19 protein-coding genes, 1 tRNA gene and 1 pseudogene are annotated in these 16,466 nt (G+C 54.6%); 9 read left to right on the top strand and 12 right to left on the bottom strand.

Translation table 11 applies throughout. The annotated features are described in order from the left end of the window. Nucleotides 1-3: 3 nt before the first annotated feature. The 6 genes and pseudogenes from THINI_RS16115 to THINI_RS16090 all read right to left on the bottom strand — a co-directional run bounded on the left by THINI_RS16115 (nucleotide 4) and on the right by THINI_RS16090 (nucleotide 4,093). Nucleotides 4-1,050 carry a phage major capsid protein, P2 family gene (locus THINI_RS16115; protein WP_002709617.1) on the bottom strand — a complete coding sequence of 349 codons (1,047 nt, stop codon included), beginning with the start codon at nucleotides 1,048-1,050 and terminating at the stop codon, nucleotides 4-6. Nucleotides 1,051-1,449: 399 nt separating this feature from the next. Then, nucleotides 1,450-1,758: an addiction module antidote protein gene (locus tag THINI_RS16110; protein WP_002709616.1), complete on the bottom strand. Its 309-nt coding sequence runs from the start codon at nucleotides 1,756-1,758 to the stop codon at nucleotides 1,450-1,452. After that, nucleotides 1,736-1,939 (bottom strand): annotated as a pseudogene (locus THINI_RS27370) (type II toxin-antitoxin system RelE/ParE family toxin); the annotation flags it as partial. The pseudogene THINI_RS27370 and the gene THINI_RS16110, both read right to left, overlap by 23 nt. Before the next feature lie 15 nt (nucleotides 1,940-1,954). Further along, a complete protein-coding gene (locus THINI_RS16100; protein WP_002709614.1) occupies nucleotides 1,955-2,488 on the bottom strand; it encodes a ProQ/FINO family protein in 534 nt (177 codons plus the stop codon). Nucleotides 2,489-2,558: 70 nt separating this feature from the next. Beyond that, nucleotides 2,559-3,791: a tyrosine-type recombinase/integrase gene (locus THINI_RS16095; RefSeq protein WP_002709613.1), complete on the bottom strand. Its 1,233-nt coding sequence runs from the start codon at nucleotides 3,789-3,791 to the stop codon at nucleotides 2,559-2,561. A 228-nt stretch (nucleotides 3,792-4,019) separates the two neighbouring features. Next, nucleotides 4,020-4,093 (bottom strand) — tRNA-Gly (locus tag THINI_RS16090). Nucleotides 4,094-4,147: 54 nt separating this feature from the next. On the opposite strand from THINI_RS16090, the gene mutY reads away from it, so the two are divergent. Together mutY and THINI_RS16080 are read left to right on the top strand one after the other, a co-directional pair. Further along, the gene (gene mutY, locus THINI_RS16085) at nucleotides 4,148-5,191 is read left to right on the top strand and encodes an A/G-specific adenine glycosylase (protein ID WP_002709612.1); all 1,044 of its coding nucleotides are present in this window, start codon (nucleotides 4,148-4,150) and stop codon (nucleotides 5,189-5,191) included. 21 nt (nucleotides 5,192-5,212) lie between these two features. Further along, the gene (locus THINI_RS16080) at nucleotides 5,213-5,479 is read left to right on the top strand and encodes an oxidative damage protection protein (RefSeq protein WP_002709611.1); all 267 of its coding nucleotides are present in this window, start codon (nucleotides 5,213-5,215) and stop codon (nucleotides 5,477-5,479) included. Nucleotides 5,480-5,521: 42 nt separating this feature from the next. On the opposite strand, the gene THINI_RS16075 is transcribed toward THINI_RS16080, so the two are convergent. Further along, a complete protein-coding gene (locus THINI_RS16075; protein WP_002709610.1) occupies nucleotides 5,522-6,112 on the bottom strand; it encodes a DUF1131 family protein in 591 nt (196 codons plus the stop codon). A gap of 113 nt (nucleotides 6,113-6,225) precedes the next feature. On the opposite strand from THINI_RS16075, the gene THINI_RS16070 reads away from it, so the two are divergent. Beyond that, entirely contained in the window at nucleotides 6,226-7,104 is an 879-nt protein-coding gene (locus THINI_RS16070) for a 5'-3' exonuclease (RefSeq protein ID WP_002709609.1), read from the top strand. A 58-nt stretch (nucleotides 7,105-7,162) separates the two neighbouring features. On the opposite strand, the gene THINI_RS16065 is transcribed toward THINI_RS16070, so the two are convergent. Both THINI_RS16065 and THINI_RS23645 read right to left on the bottom strand, forming a co-directional pair. Beyond that, complete coding sequence (locus THINI_RS16065) at nucleotides 7,163-9,073, bottom strand: ATP-binding cassette domain-containing protein (RefSeq protein ID WP_002709608.1); 1,911 nt, start codon at nucleotides 9,071-9,073, stop codon at nucleotides 7,163-7,165. Nucleotides 9,074-9,179: 106 nt separating this feature from the next. After that, nucleotides 9,180-10,082 carry an Lcl domain-containing protein gene (locus THINI_RS23645; RefSeq protein WP_002709607.1) on the bottom strand — a complete coding sequence of 301 codons (903 nt, stop codon included), beginning with the start codon at nucleotides 10,080-10,082 and terminating at the stop codon, nucleotides 9,180-9,182. 269 nt (nucleotides 10,083-10,351) lie between these two features. On the opposite strand from THINI_RS23645, the gene THINI_RS16055 reads away from it, so the two are divergent. Next, nucleotides 10,352-10,636: a hypothetical protein gene (locus THINI_RS16055; RefSeq protein WP_002709606.1), complete on the top strand. Its 285-nt coding sequence runs from the start codon at nucleotides 10,352-10,354 to the stop codon at nucleotides 10,634-10,636. A gap of 44 nt (nucleotides 10,637-10,680) precedes the next feature. Here the strand turns inward: THINI_RS16055 and THINI_RS27365 are convergent, their stop codons facing one another. After that, nucleotides 10,681-10,848, bottom strand: a complete 168-nt coding sequence (locus tag THINI_RS27365; protein WP_425358298.1) for a hypothetical protein — start codon at nucleotides 10,846-10,848, stop codon at nucleotides 10,681-10,683. A 406-nt stretch (nucleotides 10,849-11,254) separates the two neighbouring features. Here THINI_RS27365 and THINI_RS16045 point away from each other — a divergent pair, with 406 nt between their 5' ends. From THINI_RS16045 to THINI_RS16035, 3 genes are all read left to right on the top strand, one after another. Further along, on the top strand, nucleotides 11,255-11,461 hold the full coding sequence (locus tag THINI_RS16045) for a hypothetical protein (protein ID WP_002709605.1): 207 nt from the start codon (nucleotides 11,255-11,257) through the stop codon (nucleotides 11,459-11,461). Nucleotides 11,462-11,759: 298 nt separating this feature from the next. After that, complete coding sequence (locus THINI_RS16040; protein WP_002709604.1) at nucleotides 11,760-11,972, top strand: hypothetical protein; 213 nt, start codon at nucleotides 11,760-11,762, stop codon at nucleotides 11,970-11,972. 206 nt (nucleotides 11,973-12,178) lie between these two features. Continuing rightward, nucleotides 12,179-12,478 (top strand): hypothetical protein, encoded by a 300-nt coding sequence (locus THINI_RS16035; RefSeq protein WP_002709603.1) that lies wholly within the window; start codon nucleotides 12,179-12,181, stop codon nucleotides 12,476-12,478. A gap of 20 nt (nucleotides 12,479-12,498) precedes the next feature. Here THINI_RS16035 and THINI_RS16030 read toward each other — a convergent pair whose 3' ends face one another. Both THINI_RS16030 and THINI_RS16025 read right to left on the bottom strand, forming a co-directional pair. After that, nucleotides 12,499-13,035, bottom strand: coding sequence for an rRNA large subunit pseudouridine synthase E (locus THINI_RS16030; RefSeq protein ID WP_002709602.1), 537 nt, complete (start codon nucleotides 13,033-13,035; stop codon nucleotides 12,499-12,501). 104 nt (nucleotides 13,036-13,139) lie between these two features. Further along, a complete protein-coding gene (locus tag THINI_RS16025) occupies nucleotides 13,140-13,709 on the bottom strand; it encodes a hypothetical protein (protein WP_002709601.1) in 570 nt (189 codons plus the stop codon). 210 nt (nucleotides 13,710-13,919) lie between these two features. Here THINI_RS16025 and THINI_RS16020 point away from each other — a divergent pair, with 210 nt between their 5' ends. Both THINI_RS16020 and feoB read left to right on the top strand, forming a co-directional pair. Further along, entirely contained in the window at nucleotides 13,920-14,159 is a 240-nt protein-coding gene (locus THINI_RS16020) for a FeoA family protein (RefSeq protein ID WP_002709600.1), read from the top strand. 3 nt (nucleotides 14,160-14,162) lie between these two features. After that, nucleotides 14,163-16,466, top strand: coding sequence for a Fe(2+) transporter permease subunit FeoB (feoB, locus tag THINI_RS16015; protein WP_002709599.1), 2,304 nt, complete (start codon nucleotides 14,163-14,165; stop codon nucleotides 16,464-16,466).

The following is a 16,466-nucleotide window of genomic DNA, read 5'->3' as shown; positions in this document are numbered from 1 at the left end:
GGCTTACGCCCAGCCGCCCGCCCCATCGGGCAGCAAGATTGCACCGTGCCGGACTCCGGCGAATTTGCCGAAGTCTTCCACGACATACGCCTCATTTTCAGAGAGGTATTCTTCTACCCGGTCGCGCTTTGGGTTGTCGATGATGGTACGGCGTAGGGTTCCCGTCTGGTGGTAGATGCTCAGATTGTCGTAACTGGTGACGATCACGGCACGGCTTGGCAGGTAAGGCGGCATGATGCAAGGCAAGCCCGCTACAGTCTTTGACGCGAACCACGTTTGCAGTGCATTACGTTCTGTCGGCAAGCTGGTGTTTGCCAGCAGCGCCAGCCCGTGCGCTACCCATATTTCACGCCCGACCATCACAACAAGGTCATCCGCTTCCTGATGCCATGCGTCCAACAGGTTCACTGTCATGTCGAACACCAGCGCGTCAAGCGTTCCGTATTTGCTGCCATCGCCTACCGTGTAGGTGTCTTCGGTCGGATTCCCGTCTGACCCGTACCCCATGAAGCGGTGAGGCTGTTTCTTGCGGACTTTGGTAGTCCATCCCTCGTTCACATCCTGCAATAGCGTGTTTGTGGTTACGTCGGTTTCAGCCGCTGCATTTTCACCACGCCAGCCGATCATGAGACGGTCACGCGCAACCTGTTTTGCAATCTGGCTGGCGTAGATCGTGCCGAAGTCGTCCAGGTGCGCCCATGAATCCATGAGGCTATATTTCAGGTGCGTGTCATAGTTGGTTTGTTGGCAGTGGTATGTGTCGCCGTCCAGTTCGCCCACATAGCGGGTCTGGCGTTCTGATTCGTCGGTGTTGGTTCGGCTGGCAATCGGTCTGCTTACGCCAAGCCCGATTTTCTGCCCCAGTTGAGCGGTGACGGTAATCTGATTGATGCGTTTCAGAAAGTCGGCTTTTTCCCCGACCATTTTGTAAAAGGATTGTTGTGCTTCTGGTGAGTAGTTGAATGCTTCTCCCGTTGCCTTGTCCAGTCTGTTGGCTGTCGCCACTTCGGCAAGGTAACGATTGAAGCAAAGACGAGTGTTGCTTTGCATTTTCGTTTTTCCATGATTCGGATTAAAACGTCTTCACGACGCGCTTGTGTGGTTGCCCACGCCTCCATTAAAACATGCTTATAAATTTTTTCAAGTCTCTTATTTATCAGGAGTTTTACACCAGCCCTTGCTACAATCTAAACGGTGTCGGGGCGGGGGGACTCGCTTAAAAATACTTTGCACAAATGCAATGCACGAAAACCGCATCAAGGCCGCGCCCTGCTTTGGTTTCGCATTTTTGCAAATGCAAGGATTTGTGAATTTTCGTGCAAATCATTGCATCCGGTTTTTGTGAACATTTTTTTATGGGTGTAAACAAAAAAGCCGGGGTTGTCCCGGCTGGTGGTGTTGTGGTCTGGTAGCGGCTCCCGCCGCTTGTGCTTGTTCAGCCTGTCACCTTCATGCTGCCTGTAAGTGATTATTGCCTTGGTCTGGCATTACTGCAAACCGGAAACCCAAACCGCGCATAATTGCCGCCACAGTGCCGTAATGCGGGTTCCCCTGTTCTGACAATGCCTTATACAAACTTTCACGATTCAGGCCGGTAACTTCTGCCAGTTTCGCAAAACCACCTTTAGCAATGGCGACATTACGCAGTGCCAGCAGCAACACACTGTTGTCGCCATCTTCGATTGCTGCATTCAGGTATTCCATGATGTCTTCATCTGTTACCAGATAATCAGCGCTACTGTAAGGTACTGTTCCCATGATGCTTTTCCGCCTTGAAATCTTTCCAATACTGGATTGCTTGCTTAATGTCGGCTTGCTGGCTGCTTTTGTCGCCACCACACAAGAGAATGACAAGCTCCTCACCATACCGCCCATAGTAGATGCGGTAGCCCGCGCCCACATCGACACGCAGTTCACATACACCATCCCCAACGGGTTTCCAATCTCCAACTGTCTATGTCCTGGCTGATTGGCGGGTAGTGAGGGTTTCGGCGGCGTGCTGCTGGTGCTGCTGGCTGATGTCGCCCTCTTCCGTGCCGTCCAGGGTGTAGCGAGCGCCGCCGCGCTGGATGGCTTGCAGGTATAGGCCGTGGTTGGTGTGCATCCGCAGTAGTTTCTGCACGACTTTCTTGGATGCACCGGGAAAGTGTTCATCGTTCACCAGTTTGAAGATGTGCTTTTCGATGCCGAGCGCCAAGGGCTGATAGGTCAGCCAGACGCGGAACCCGTTCAGGCGGTCGTTCAGTTCGCGCATCTTGAGTTCTGACGGCGGTGTTACCTGCTTTTTGGGTTGCGGTTTGCGGGGTGGTTTCTTCGGTTTGGCCTTGGCCGCTGCTGGCTTGCCGCCCTTCCCCGGTCGCTGGACGTTGGGCAGATCGTCGCGCCGGATGACGCGCTTGCCGGTGCGTGTAACGGTAGCAGATGGCGATGCGCCAGTGCTGGCAGGTTTGCGGGTGAGGGTCAGTGTCTTTTTGGGTGTGTCGCTCATGTGTTGCACTCGCTCAGTGGTGGCAAGGTTTCCCGGTTGCCCGGTGTTGTATTGGGTCAGTGTAGCAGGTTCATGCCCTGCCCTGCGCAAAGTTGCCGATGATGACTTTGCCGCGCCCATGCTGCTGTTCGTCGAGGAAATCAGCCCACCATTGCATCATGTTTTTGCGTTCGCCCATGTACCTGGCCATGTAGTCATAGGCTCCCGCTATCTTGTCGCGCCCTTGGTGCGCCAGTTGCTTTTCCACGACTTCATGGGTGAAGCCGTTCTCTTTCAGGGTGCTGGATGCGATGGCACGGAACCCGTGGATGGTGGTGTTGTCGCTCCAGCCTATGCGCCGGATAACTTGCAGCATGGCGTTTTCGCTGATGCGCTGGTTGCGCCGGGATGTGTAAAAGATCAGGTGTGAATCCCCGGTGAAAGGCCGCAGTTCTTCCAGCAGTTTCAATGCCTGTTTTGATAGCGGGATGATGTGCGGCTCTTCCATTTTCATGTGTTCCGCCGGGATGCGCCACAAGGCGTTTTCCCAGTCGATTTCCTGCCATTCGGCCATTCTTACCGATCCCGTCCTGGCGAAGGTCAGCAAGGTAAATTCCACGGCGCGGCGCAACACTTCCGAGCGGTATGCTGCCAGATCGCGCAAGAATTCGGGCAGGTCGTCAACCGTCAGCGCCTTGAAGTGCTTTTGCTTATACGCCTTGATTGCGCCCTTCATATTTTCAGGCAGAGGGTTTCCCTTGATATAGCCGACGATCACGGCGAACCTGAAAACGGCGTTGATGCGCTGCCTGACCTTTTGCGCCTGGGGCAGAGTGCCGCGCCCTTCGATGCGCCGCAGTATCGCCAGCACGTCGGGCGCTTCCAGATCGTCGATGGGTTGCTTGCCGATATGGGGGAAAACATCCAGTTCGAGCGAGCGCATCACTTGTTCAGCGTTGCTCTTTTTCCATCGGCCAATCTGGTTTTCGTGCCATTCGAGCGCAACCTCCTGAAAGGTTTTGCCGCTACCACGGAGGCGGTCGCGTTGCTTTTTGGTGTTGGGGTCTATGCCCTGCCTCACCAGCGCCTTGGCTTCTTCGGCTGCGGGGCGTGCCTCTGCGCATTTCGTTTCCGGGAAGGTTCCGACGGTGAACATGGTTTCTTTTTTGGTCTGCGGGTTGCGGTAGCGTAGCCGCCAGATTTTGGAGCCGTTCGGGTTTATTTCCAGATATAGCCCTGGCGCATCCTTTATCCGGTAGGTGGTTTCCCTGACTTCGGCATTACGCGCTTCCAGATCAGAAAGCAGTGTGACGGTTTTGCCCATTTGCAAACGAACTCCCTTAGCTATCAACGGATACAGGGCAATATACCCGCTTTTCATACCCGCTTGAAAGCACCCTGACAGACCGCCCACAAAATTCTACCCGCTTTCATACCCGGTATGTTTTGCGCTTCATGTGTTTATGGGTAGTCTTGCGTAGAATCAGCGCCTCTTTTTTATCAGTCACTTAGCGCTATTTTAGCCGTTTGTGGCAATATGGAAATTATGGGTTGGAGCGGGTGAAGGGAATCGAACCCTCGTATGCAGCTTGGGAAGCTGCCGTTCTACCATTGAACTACACCCGCGTAGTGAGATAGGCTGTCAGCCCGCAATAGTAAAAGGTTTACCGCAAGATAACAATGGCAGAAACCGATTTCGCTGCCCGCGTGCTGGCATGGTTCGACCAGCACGGGCGCAAGGATTTACCCTGGCAGCATAACCCCACCCCTTACCGTGTCTGGGTGTCGGAAATCATGTTGCAGCAAACCCAGGTAGCTACCGTCATCCCTTACTTCCAGCGCTTTATGCAGCGCTTTCCCGCAGTACAAGCGCTGGCGGATGCGCCGCTGGATGATGTGCTACAGCGCTGGGAAGGGTTAGGTTATTACAGCCGCGCCCGTAACCTGCACAAAGCCGCGCAAATCGTGCAAGCGCAATATGCCGGTGAATTCCCCACTGATATTGACGCCATGCAAGCCCTGCCCGGCATTGGCCGCTCCACCGCCGGAGCCATTTTATCCCTCAGCCTCAACCAGCCACACGCCATTCTGGACGGCAATGTCAAACGGGTACTGAGCCGCTACCACGCCATCAGCGGCTGGCCGGGGGAACCGCGCGTTTTGCAACAACTTTGGCAATATGCCGAACAACACTTGCCAACTACCCGCAATGCGGCCTACACCCAAGCAATGATGGACATGGGAGCCACCCTCTGTACCCGCAGCAAACCTGCCTGCCTGCTATGCCCCCTGCAATCCGGCTGCCAAGGTTTCCAGCAAGGCACGCCACAGGATTACCCCGGCAAGCGCCCGAAAAAGGATTTGCCAGAAAAATCTGCCATCGCGCTGCTGCTACGCAATCCGGCAGGTGAAATCCTGCTCCAGAAACGCCCACCGACCGGTATCTGGGGCGGGCTGTGGAGTTTCCCCGAATTTGCTGACGAAAACGTCATGGCTGACTGGTTACTAGAAATACACGGACAAACCTGCATCATTTCCCAACGGCTGGCGACGCTTACCCACACCTTTTCACACTACCGCCTGCACCTACATCCGTTACAGGTCGATTTCGACACGCAAACAGCACGGATAATGGAAGGCGAAGGCTGGCTCTGGTATAAAGCAGGCACACAATTTGGCGGCGGGCTGTCAGCGGCAGTGCGCCAGTTTTTTCAGAATACGTAAGCAAGAAACCTGAGGAATCTTATGACACGCATGGTGAACTGCGTCCACTTGGGGCGCGAAGCAGAAGGGCTGGAGCGCCCAACCTACCCCGGTGTACTGGGCACACGCATTTATGAACATGTTTCCAAGGAAGCCTGGGGGAAATGGCTGCGCCAGCAAACCATGCTGATCAACGAATACCGCCTCAGTCCGATCAACGCCAAAGACCGCAAATTCCTGGAAGAGGAAATGGAAAAATTCTTCTTCGGCGAAGGCGCGAGCACGATCGACAACTTCAAGCCCGTTTGAGGTTGGTAAGGGGGCGGAGTCCAACCGCCCCTCTACTTTCAGCTATTTTGCTGGCGGCTTCCAGATAATGGCATCCAGCTGCCAGCCAGCTAACACATCCTTGGGTGGAACTGCGCCATCTGGCCCATTCCAGCTACCACCAAACAGATACAGGATATTGCCGGTTTTGGGCGCATAACACAGTACTTTCCCGGAAAGCTCCTCCGCCCCGGCTGCGCATTCCTCGGTACTGCCGGATGAATAAATCTCGTTGAATTTCATACCGATGGCGTGACCAAGACCGTTGGCGACCAAGTTGTCATGCACCATAACGGAAAAGATTTTGTCTTCTTTCACATCCGGGTTGATGGTCAGCAGCTCCTTGACATCTTTTTTGACCGTAATAACGTGGTAGGGCTGACCTTCGCTGTAATTGGTCTGCTGCGTTACATTCAAACCCTGGAATGCCATGCCAATTTCATGCAGGTTGAACGGCGTGTCCGCATTGATTGGCCCGACACCATCCACAGACAAGGTTTCTATCGGTTTTACCGCTACCGGGGTTGTAGCACCAATTTTTTCATTGCATCCTGTCACTGTGAATAATGCGGAAGTCGCCAGAACCATCCACTGTACCGTGCGCAAATTCAGCATACCTACTCCTTTATTTCATGGTCTCGCGTTAATTCTTTCATAAAAAGTCTGCCCGTGCATTTTTATAGTCGAATGTTTATAGTCCAGAATTTACCCTATTACCGGAAATCCTCGTGCCTGAAAGCCCTGTTTGGCTGATCGACGCCAGCATTTATGTGTTCCGCCCGTGGTTCGTGCGCGGCCATATTCCGCAAGACAGGGATAGCAACCCGGTCAATGCGGTGCTGGGTTTTTTGCGCTTTGTTTACAACCTGCTGCAAACCGAACAGCCGCAGCAGATTGGCTTTGCTTTCGACACCAGCCTGCATACTTCCAAACGCAAGGCGATTTACCCCGCCTACAAGGCCAACCGCCCCCCTGCCCCGGATGAACTAAAATACCAGTTCCAGCTGTGCCGTGATTTTCTGGATGCGCTGGGGATCGTGCAGGCCGCCAGCCATCACTTTGAGGCTGACGACATTATCGGCACATGGGCAAAGCAACATCAGGCAAACGGCCACGCCTGCATGATCATCAGTGGCGACAAGGATCTGGCGCAATTAGTCGGTGAACATGACATCTGGTGGGATTACGGCAAGCGCAAGCCATTAACATCTGGCGGGGTAAAAAAGGAATTCGGCGTGTGGCCGCAGCAGATTCCCTGTCAATTGGCGTTGGCTGGCGATGTGGCGGATAACATTCCCGGCATTCCAGGAATTGGCATGGCAACTGCGGCGCGGCTGTTGCAGAAATTCAAGGATACCGAGATTTTGCTATCACGGATTCCTGAAATCGGGCAAATGAAAACCCGTGGGGCGAAGCGCTTGCAGGCGCTGGTGGAGGAACATCAAGCGACGGTGCGGCTGGCGCGGCAGTTGACGGGGATTGATTGCGAAGTGCCGGATATTCCGCTGGATTTGCGACGGGAGGAGAAAGATTTACCCCGGTTACAGACATTGTGCGAATTGTTGAACCTTACTGATCACCAATTCACTCTTTGGGCACAGGTGTAGGGGCGTATTGCATACGCCCTCTTAACGGCTGCCGAGAATGGGCGTATGCAATACGCCCCTACATCTTCATCGCAGCATCATATTCCTCGCTGGCTTCCATCCATTCCATTTCGACGGTTTCCAGACGGGCATCAAGCGTAGCCTTGTCCTGAAGGATTTGTTTCAGTTTGGTCTTGTGGCCTTCGGTGTAGAGTTCCGGGTCGCCGAGCAGTTCTTCCAGCAGGTGCTTTTGTTGGTTGAGTTTGTCCATTTCGGCTTCGAGCTTGTCGACCTTGCGTTTGAGGGGCTGGAGTTGTTTGCGCTTTTCGGCGGATTCGCGGCGTTGGTCTTTGCGTCCAGCGGAGGTGTGGGCCGCGGGGGGATTGGGCGAACACGGGGGTTCGCCCCTACGGGATTCATCCTCTTCGCGGCGGAAACGGGTTTGTAGCCAGATGGTGTAATCGTCGAGGTCGCCTTCGAATTCCGTGGCTTTGCCTGCATCCACCAACAGCAGCTTGTCGGTGACGGTTTTGAGCATGTGGCGGTCGTGCGAGACGATGACCATTGCACCCACGAATTCCTGTAAGGCTATGCTGAGGGCAAGGCGCATTTCCAAATCAAGGTGGTTGGTGGGTTCGTCGAGCAGCAGCAGATTGGGGCGCTGGTAAATCAGCAGCGCGAGGGCGAGGCGGGCTTTTTCGCCGCCGGAAAATGGGGCGACTGCCTCATCCACCCGCACGCCCTGGAAGCCGAAGCCGCCGAGGAAGTTGCGCAAGTCCTGTTCGCGCGCCTGTTTGTCGAGTTCGCGGATGTGTTGCAGCGGGGTTTGGTCGGGATTGAGTTGTTCCAGTTGGTGTTGGGCGAAGTAGCCGATTTTGAGGTCTTGCGCCTGCCAGCATTCGCCCGCCTGTGCAGGCAGTTCGGCGGCGAGGAACTTGATCAGGGTGGATTTACCCGCACCGTTGGGGCCGATCAGGCCGATGCGTTCACCGGCGAGGATTTGCAGTTTCACCCCGGTGATGATGGTTTTGTCACCGTAGCCAATCGCCACACCCTGCATGTTGAGCAAGCGTTCGGGCAGTTTTTCGGGGTCGCGGAAGCTGAAATGAAATTGCGAGTCGACGTGCGCGGCGGAAATCACTTCCATGCGTTCCAGCGCCTTGAGGCGGCTTTGTGCCTGCCGTGCCTTGGTGGCCTGGGCGCGGAAGCGGTCGACGTACTTTTGCATGTGTTCGCGTTCGCGCTTCTGTTTTTCAAAAGCGGCTTGTTGCTGGGCGAGTTTTTCCGCGCGGGTGATTTCAAAGGTGGAATAGTTGCCTGTGTAGAGCGTGAGCCTGCCGTGTTCGATGTGGGCGATGTGGGTACAGATGGCGTCGAGGAATTCGCGGTCGTGCGAAATCAGCAGCAGCGTGCCCCGGTAGCTTTTCAGCCAGTCTTGCAGCCAGATCACCGCGTCGAGGTCGAGGTGGTTGGTCGGTTCGTCGAGCAGCAGCAGGTCGGAACGGCACATCAGCGCCTGCGCGAGGTTGAGGCGCATCCGCCAGCCGCCGGAAAAGCTGCTGACCGGGCGGGCGATGTCCTCCGGCTTGAAACCGAGGCCGTGCAGCAGGGTGGCGGCGCGGCTCTCCGCCGTGTAGCCGTCGATGGCGTCGAGACGGGCGTGCAGTTCGCCAAGGTGTGCACCGTCGGCCTGGGCGATTTGCGCTTGCAGGCTGATGTATTCTTCATCGCCGTGCAGGGCATAGTCGAGTGCGGTCTGTTCGCTGGAAGGCGTTTCCTGCTTCACATGCGCCAGCACCCAGCCGGGCGGCTTGCTGAAGTTGCCGGAATCCTGCGCGAGTTCACCCCGGATCAGGGCGAACAGGCTGGATTTGCCCACGCCGTTCGCGCCGGTCACGCCGACTTTCTGGCCGGGGTGGATGGAGAAGGAGGCGGATTCCAGCAGCGGCTTGGCGCCACGGCGGAGGGAGAGGTCGGAGAAGACTAGCATGTGGTTGTTGGCTTATTCCATTGCACGAAAGTGGGAAGGAGTTTCTTCGATGCCGCCGAGTATATCACCGAACTCACACTGACTACCGCAGAAGCAAAAAGCAAAATCACTGTCCGCTACGAACTAAACGAACAGAACCACCGTTGACCTTACCGTAGTAGCCGTCGTGGCCATCGAAGAAGTAGACGTACCATGCGCCGTAGCCGTTGTAGGCAACAGGAGACGCCGACCAAAACCACGCAGAAGGTGTATTGGGAAATGCTGTCTGGTTAATCGTCGGCTTCTGGCTTTTATCCACAAGAGTTTTCAGTTCTTCGATAGTCGGCATACGCCAATCGTTGTAGCCAGCAAAACTTACCCCCTCGCCAAATTTAGACATGGCAGCATTCCAACTATACTCGGCAGGGTTGCCACTACAATCAGCACCGCTTTGCCCTTCGCTGCACCGTTTCCACATCAAGCCCGTTTGGGTATCCGTTACTGTGCCGTTATCATGAATGATGTAACGACCTGTCAGGTCGTTTTCCCTCACCCCAACCCCTCTCCCGGAGGTAGAGGGGCTAAGAGGCCGCACCTTCTCTTGCTCCCCCTCTACCACTGGGAGAGGGGGCTGGGGGGTGAGGGTTCCCACAGGCGAACCCACCGCATCCAGCAACACCCGCCAATCCCGCGCCCCGCAAAAATCCAGAATCTGCAAATGCCGCACCCACAACGGCTGCCGGATCACCTCCGCCAGCACCGGGATCACCGGAATGCCGATTTCCTCCGCCATGCTGAATTCGTTATGCACCCACTTGGACTTGCGTACCTTCTCCGACAACACCAGCACCATCACATCGCTGGTTTCAAGTTCAAACTCCAGTTTGTGGAACCACGGGTCGCCAGGCTTCAAGCCAGTCACATCGCGGAACACGGCAAACCCGGCAGCCTGCAATTGCTGCTGGATTTCAGTCGCCAGATTTTCACCGTGGCCACCGTCGCGGGCGTAGCTGATAAAGGCTTTGGGCATGGGTTCAGGTTGGTTGATGGAAGGTATGCTGCATTAATAGCAGACTAGAGGGAGCTTGTGAATGCTATAATTCGCCTATCAAATCAGTCGTGAGCAACCAGTGGAAGCAGAAACCCCAACATCCCCGCCCCGTATGATCCGCAAGGTTGTGTGCGTCACCACTAACAAGGAGCAGCCATCCGACTACCATTACTGGATCACCCGCCCTGTTGCTGAACGCATTGACGCCATCGAAATGCTTCGCCAATCCTGGATGAGTTTCCGCAAAGATGTTCCATCGAGACTTCAAAGAGTTTATCGGGTTACTCAACAGTCACGGGGTTGAGTACCTGCTGGTAGGTGGCTATGCGCTTGGTATCCACGGCTACCCGCCACTGCGGATTGACCTGCTGACCCAGCCGGACGGCGTGGAGTTTCCCGACAGTTACGCCCAGCGGCTGGATGTGGAATATGACGGTCTTACCATACACGTCATCAGCCTTGAAGACTTCAAGAAAAACAAGACTGCCAGTGGTCGATCAAAAGACCTTGAAGATTTAAAGAATCTGGAATAATCCTCAGCGAATTGAGGCATTATCCAAACTTTTTTTCCACCCAGTTATAGCCCAGCATCATCTACGGCTATACGAAAACCAAGATCAAAGCTACGCTCCTCATATCCATTCTTATGGCGGGTTGAAGAACGGGTAGATGTTCCAAATGTACACCAAGAACCACCACGCACTACATAAAAAACACCCAAACCCGATGCCTTTGGATCTATCACAGAACTTGCTGGCAATTTTTCCTGCCAAGCATCCTGACACCACTCCCAAACATTTCAATCGCCAGATTTTCACCGTGGCCACCGTCGCGGGCGTAGCTGATAAAGGCTTTGGGCATGGGTTCAGGTTGGTTGATGGAAGGGATGCTGCATTAATAGCAGACCAGCAGGCTGCTTGTGAATGCTATAATTCACTTCGAGCCACGAACAAATGGCAACCTGCATGACGCAAAATGAAGAGAGCCGCCCCTCCACTTGTGACCTTCATCACACTCTAAACGCAAATCCGCTGTCGTCCCTCCCAAAATGTGCTAACCATCACGTACTCGCCCGAATATTTTCCGCATAATTCAACCCATACAAGACGCACTTACCTGCACGACCAACCACTGTTTATGGAGCCACGAAAATGTTTAAGTTTGCAATGACTACCGTTTTGTCACTGATGATGTTCGCTGCTGTCGCAGCTTCTGACCAACTGACAACTACTCCGGCTGCTGCCCATAAACTTCAGGTCATCATCAAAAATGAGAGCATTGCACCAGGTACTTGCCGCATCCATTTTGAAGACGCAAGCACCAAGGACGTGGCCTGCGCGCCGTCTGCTGCTGAATAATTCTTGATTTATTATCCTGCCCCTAGCGGACTCCGGGGGCAGGGTGGCGTTTGTTTCCCTGCTGACTCCCCTCCCCCTCTATTTTCCCCCCCCCTTCTCGCACCCTCAAATTAATTGATCAAATTTTAACTTATATTGCCCATTGGGTAATAAGACGTATATTTGCCAAAATACTCATTAAATGTGTTTGTCATCACGGATTCAAATTAATAACAAATAGATAATCATACTCAAGCAGTCAAGATAAATATTTGCATCGGGCTGCGGGCTTAAAATCAACTTCACAGGGGCTTTTGTTATGTTCAAGTATATTTTGTCTACCGCTCTATTGATGGCGGTATCCGTAGCGGCAGCTGAATCCGAGCCAGCAAAAACGACAGCAGCAACCAGTAGCGTCATGCCAGTCATTGTTAAGAACGAGCCTATTGGGCCACAGCGCTGCCGCCTGCATTTCGAGGACGGCAACCAGAAAGAAGTGGCTTGCGATGAGGCTGACAGTGGCAAATCCTGAAATGCTTGCCGCCCTGCTTACCCATTTTTCCTGCCATTGCAATCAGTAGGGGCGCAATATTTTGCGCTCCTGCGCATGTCCCCGAATCTGACGCCAAAATTCCCCCCCCCTTAATACCACTTGAAGGGAGTGCCTGTCGCGACCTATGCTTTAAGCTGGCTGTCATAATTCAGAATGCCAACTACAACGCACCGCAGGAGAATGCCATGGAGAACCCCATCATCAGCGTGATGGCAGATAATTTTGTGATGGTACGCAAGCATACCCAAAGCCTTGCCGTACAAGTCAGCTTGGATGACTCTCCCCTCAAAAGCCTGATTTGCAGTTTCTTGCGGGACGACCAGGAACTTTACGCCGCCGTCATTGCCCCGGATGAAGACCACCAGCAGCTGGCACGCCGCGTTGTTTCATTCCTCGGCGCTTACATGCGCATTAACGATGCCGATGAAATGGAATACGAGGTTTTGCGCTGCATTGAAACTTGCCTACGCAAACGCAACTACTGAGCGGAACATTGCTTGCTGGCTCAGGCTTCCCGCCATTCCCCACTGGCTAGGCCATCCAGCGTCCAGGAACCAATCCGGTAACGGATCAGACGTAAGGTTGGAAAACCGATAGCCGCAGTCATGCGCCGCACTTGCCGGTTACGGCCTTCGCTGATGGTGAGCTCCAGCCAACTGTCAGGAATGGATTGGCGTACCCGGATGGGCGGGTTGCGCGGCCACAAGCTGGGTGGTTCCTCTATCAGGCGTACACGCGCCGGGCGGGTCATGCCATCTTTCAACATCACGCCCTTGCGCAACGGTTCCAGATCGGCATCCGTTGGTGCGCCTTCCACCTGCACCCAGTAGGTCTTGCGGGTTTTATGTTTGGGGTTGGCGATTTTGTGTTGCAGGCTGCCATTGTCGGTCAGCAGCAGCAAGCCTTCGCTGTCGCGGTCAAGACGGCCAGCCGCATAGACGCCGGGAACAGCAATATAGTCGGCAAGCGTCGCCCTGCCTTCCTGATCGGTAAATTGGCAAAGCACGTCATACGGTTTGTTGAAAAGAAGGATACGGGGCATAACAACGCAGGTGTAACAACAACATTGCGCATCTTATCAGTTATGCCCCGTCAGTTTGCCCCACAAGCCCCTGGTAATTTTTTATATTGTTAAACTTTCTATCGTTATCCTTTGTGATGCAGCGCTTGCATAACCTTTTTGTTGCGGATTTCCACATTGATGCGTCCATTACCCAAATCCTTCAGCGTGGCTTCGTCACCTTCGCGCTGCCAGACAACCCCTTTGGCGGTTGCCTCATCCGGTTTGCCAAACAGGTTGAGAATCTTTTTGCCGTGTGCGTCATACAGGGCTTCATAGTCGCCGGAGGTTTTCAGTTGCAGTTCCAGACTGCACAGCTGGTTTTCCACAAAAACAGCCTTGAAGAAACTCAGTTTCTCATCCCACAGATTGCCTACCTCACCATTGGCAGGCGTTGCGGTACACTCTTCCAGTACATATGCCTTGCGACTGTCACCTAGCCCGGTTTTCCCCGGTTTGCATTGCATGGGCTTATCCAGCAAGGCTTGCAGTTGTTTGCCTGCCTCTGCCCGTTTATCACCCAGTTTCACAGTATCCAGACCGTAACGGTCAAGCGTGTCGTCATCCGGTGCCGACATCACATCCTTTTCCAGACGGTCGCATCCGGCTACAGCGAACAGCAGCAGTGCGGGAAGAAAGTAGTTCGTTATTTTCACAGTAGCCCTCATATCACCTGTGGCTGGAAAAGTACCTCCCTGGCCACCCAGGGAGGTAAGATTGTCGGAGGAGTCCACGACCTGATGCAGGTTGTCAATCCATGCATCACCGATTATGACAAGCTATCCAATAAAATGTTCAGTAGAACTTGAAGATTAAAAACATCTAATATAAATTTGAGAATCATTTTCATATACAGGTAGCACAGCATGAGCCTCGCTGAAGCCCAACCCCTTTCTTGGTTGGCAGAAATGACCGCTGCCCACGTCCAGTCCGTACAAACGGATAACCCTACCCGCATCCGTCTGCTGGGCATGGGTATTGGCAAGGGTACCCGTATTGAAGTCCTGCGCAACCGCAGGGGCGATATTGTGCTGGGCACAGGCAATAACCGTATCAGCTTGGGCCGTTCCATCAGCGACAAAATCATGGTGCATGTGCAGGAGTAAACCGTGGCAAAAGAATGTTGTAACGCACAGGAAAAACGCTGCCCGCGATCAGCTTTGCACAAAGAAATCGCCCTGCTGGGCAACCCCAACGCAGGCAAAACCACCCTGTTTAATCTGCTGACCGGCGCGCGCCAGCGTACCGGCAACTGGCCAGGGGTCACAGTTGAGCGCAAGGAAGGCCAGTGCCGCCTGCTCAATGAAGACCTGCACGTGGTCGACCTGCCCGGCACTTATTCGTTGGATTTCAGCGACACCTCCGCCGACGAAGCGGTTGCCCGCAAGTTTGTCCAGCAACACCATGATTACCTCTACATCAACATTCTGGACGCCAGCACGCTGGAACGCGGCCTGTACCTGACCCTGCAACTGCGCGAACTGAACGTGCCCATGCTGGTGCTGCTGAACATGATGGATGTGGCGGAACGGCGCGGCAGGCAGGTGGATGTACAAGCCCTGCACGAGCGCCTTGGTTGCCCGGTCATCCCGGTATCCTTGCGCAACGACAAGGATTTGCGCCCGGTTCACCATGCCATCTGCCATTATATCCCCAGCTCTTCCACCGTCCACTTCGATATTCCCTACCACGATAGTGTTGAAGCTGCCATCCAGCACGTCTGCTCGCAGTCGGAAGGTGTAGACCGCGCTGACGCGCTGTTTGCGCTACAAACCTGCAAAGTGGAAAAAACTATCTACGCCCTGCACCGTAAAATTGAGGATGCTACCGGCGAAGACCTGGATTTCCTGCTGGCGGATGCACGTTTCGACCTCGCCACCCGCATGGCACAGGAAGTGGTGCACGAACGCGGCAAAATCAGCCGTACCCTTTCCGACAAGGTAGACCGTTGGGTGCTGGGGAGTTGGACTGGCGTGCCGATTTTCCTGGCCATGATGTACCTGCTATTCCTGTTCAGTATCAACCTGGGCGGGGCATTCATCGACTTTTTCGACATTGCCGTGCAAACCGTTGCCGTGGATGGCGTCCGTCATGTGCTGGAAAGTTTCGCGCCCGAATGGCTGACCACGCTGCTGGCGGATGGGCTAGGCGGTGGCTTGCAGGTGGTGGCGACCTTCATCCCCATCATCGCCGCGTTATACCTGTTCCTGACCCTGTTGGAAGAATCCGGCTACATGTCGCGCGCGGCCTTCGTGATGGACCAGTTCATGCGCAAGCTTGGGGTTTCCGGCAAGGCATTCGTGCCGCTGATCGTTGGCTTCGGCTGCAATGTGCCCGCCATCATGGCGACCCGCACGCTCGATAGCCCGCGTGAACGCATCCTCACCGTGCTGATGGCTCCGTTTATGTCCTGTGGTGCACGGCTGGCGGTGTATGCACTGTTTGCCGCCGCCTTTTTCCAGGGTGGTGGACAGAACATCGTGTTCCTGTTGTACCTGACCGGGATCGCTTTCGCCATCCTTACCGGGCTGATCATGCGCAAAACATTGTTACAGGGCGGCGCAGACCATTTCGTGATGGAAATGCCAACCTACCAGATTCCAGGCTTGCGCAACATCCTGATCAACACATGGAACAAGCTGAAAGGCTTCATCGTCGGCGCGGGCAAACTGATCGTGATGGTGGTGATGGTCATCAACGTGGTCAACAGTCTGGGTACGGATGGCAGTTTCGGCAACCAGAATACCGAGAAGTCTGTGCTGAGCGCGACGGCCAAAGTTGTCACACCGGTGTTCTCACCACTGGGTATCCAGCAGGATAACTGGCCTGCAACGGTCGGTATTGTCAGCGATCTGCTGGCGAAAGAAGTGGTCGTGGGCACTCTGGACGCGCTCTACAGCCAAATGGGCACTTCCCCCTCAAACAGCGGAGAAGAAGAAACAGGCTACAGCCTCACCGCAGGTTTGCAGGAAGCTATCGCAACTATCCCGACCAATCTGGGGGATGCAATGGCTAATCTGGGCGACCCGCTGGGTTTCGGCACAATTGATGACGAACAAGAGGTCAGCAAAGCCACTTTCGTCGCCATGAACCAGTATTTTGACGGCAAAATTGGCGCGTTTGCCTACTTGCTGTTCATCCTGATGTATTTTCCCTGCGTGGCTGCCACCGGGGCAATGTACCGCGAGGTTGGCCCGCGCTGGGCAGCGCTGGGTGTGGCATGGAGCACTGGGCTGGGGTATGGTGCTGCTGTGCTGTTCTACCAGCTGGCGACCTTTGCACAACATCCGGCACAATCACTGGTCTGGACAGCCTTGATCATGGGAATCTTCGCGCTGGCGGTCTACGCTTTTTACCTGGGTGGGCGCAAGGGCAAGCATCCGCCCTCCAGCCTGCAATTACGGATGGGCTGA

This window comes from Thiothrix nivea DSM 5205, assembly GCF_000260135.1.
Lineage (GTDB): Bacteria > Pseudomonadota > Gammaproteobacteria > Thiotrichales > Thiotrichaceae > Thiothrix > Thiothrix nivea.
Note: the sequence above shows the minus strand (reverse complement) of the source record. Positions and strands in the feature narration are given on the sequence as shown.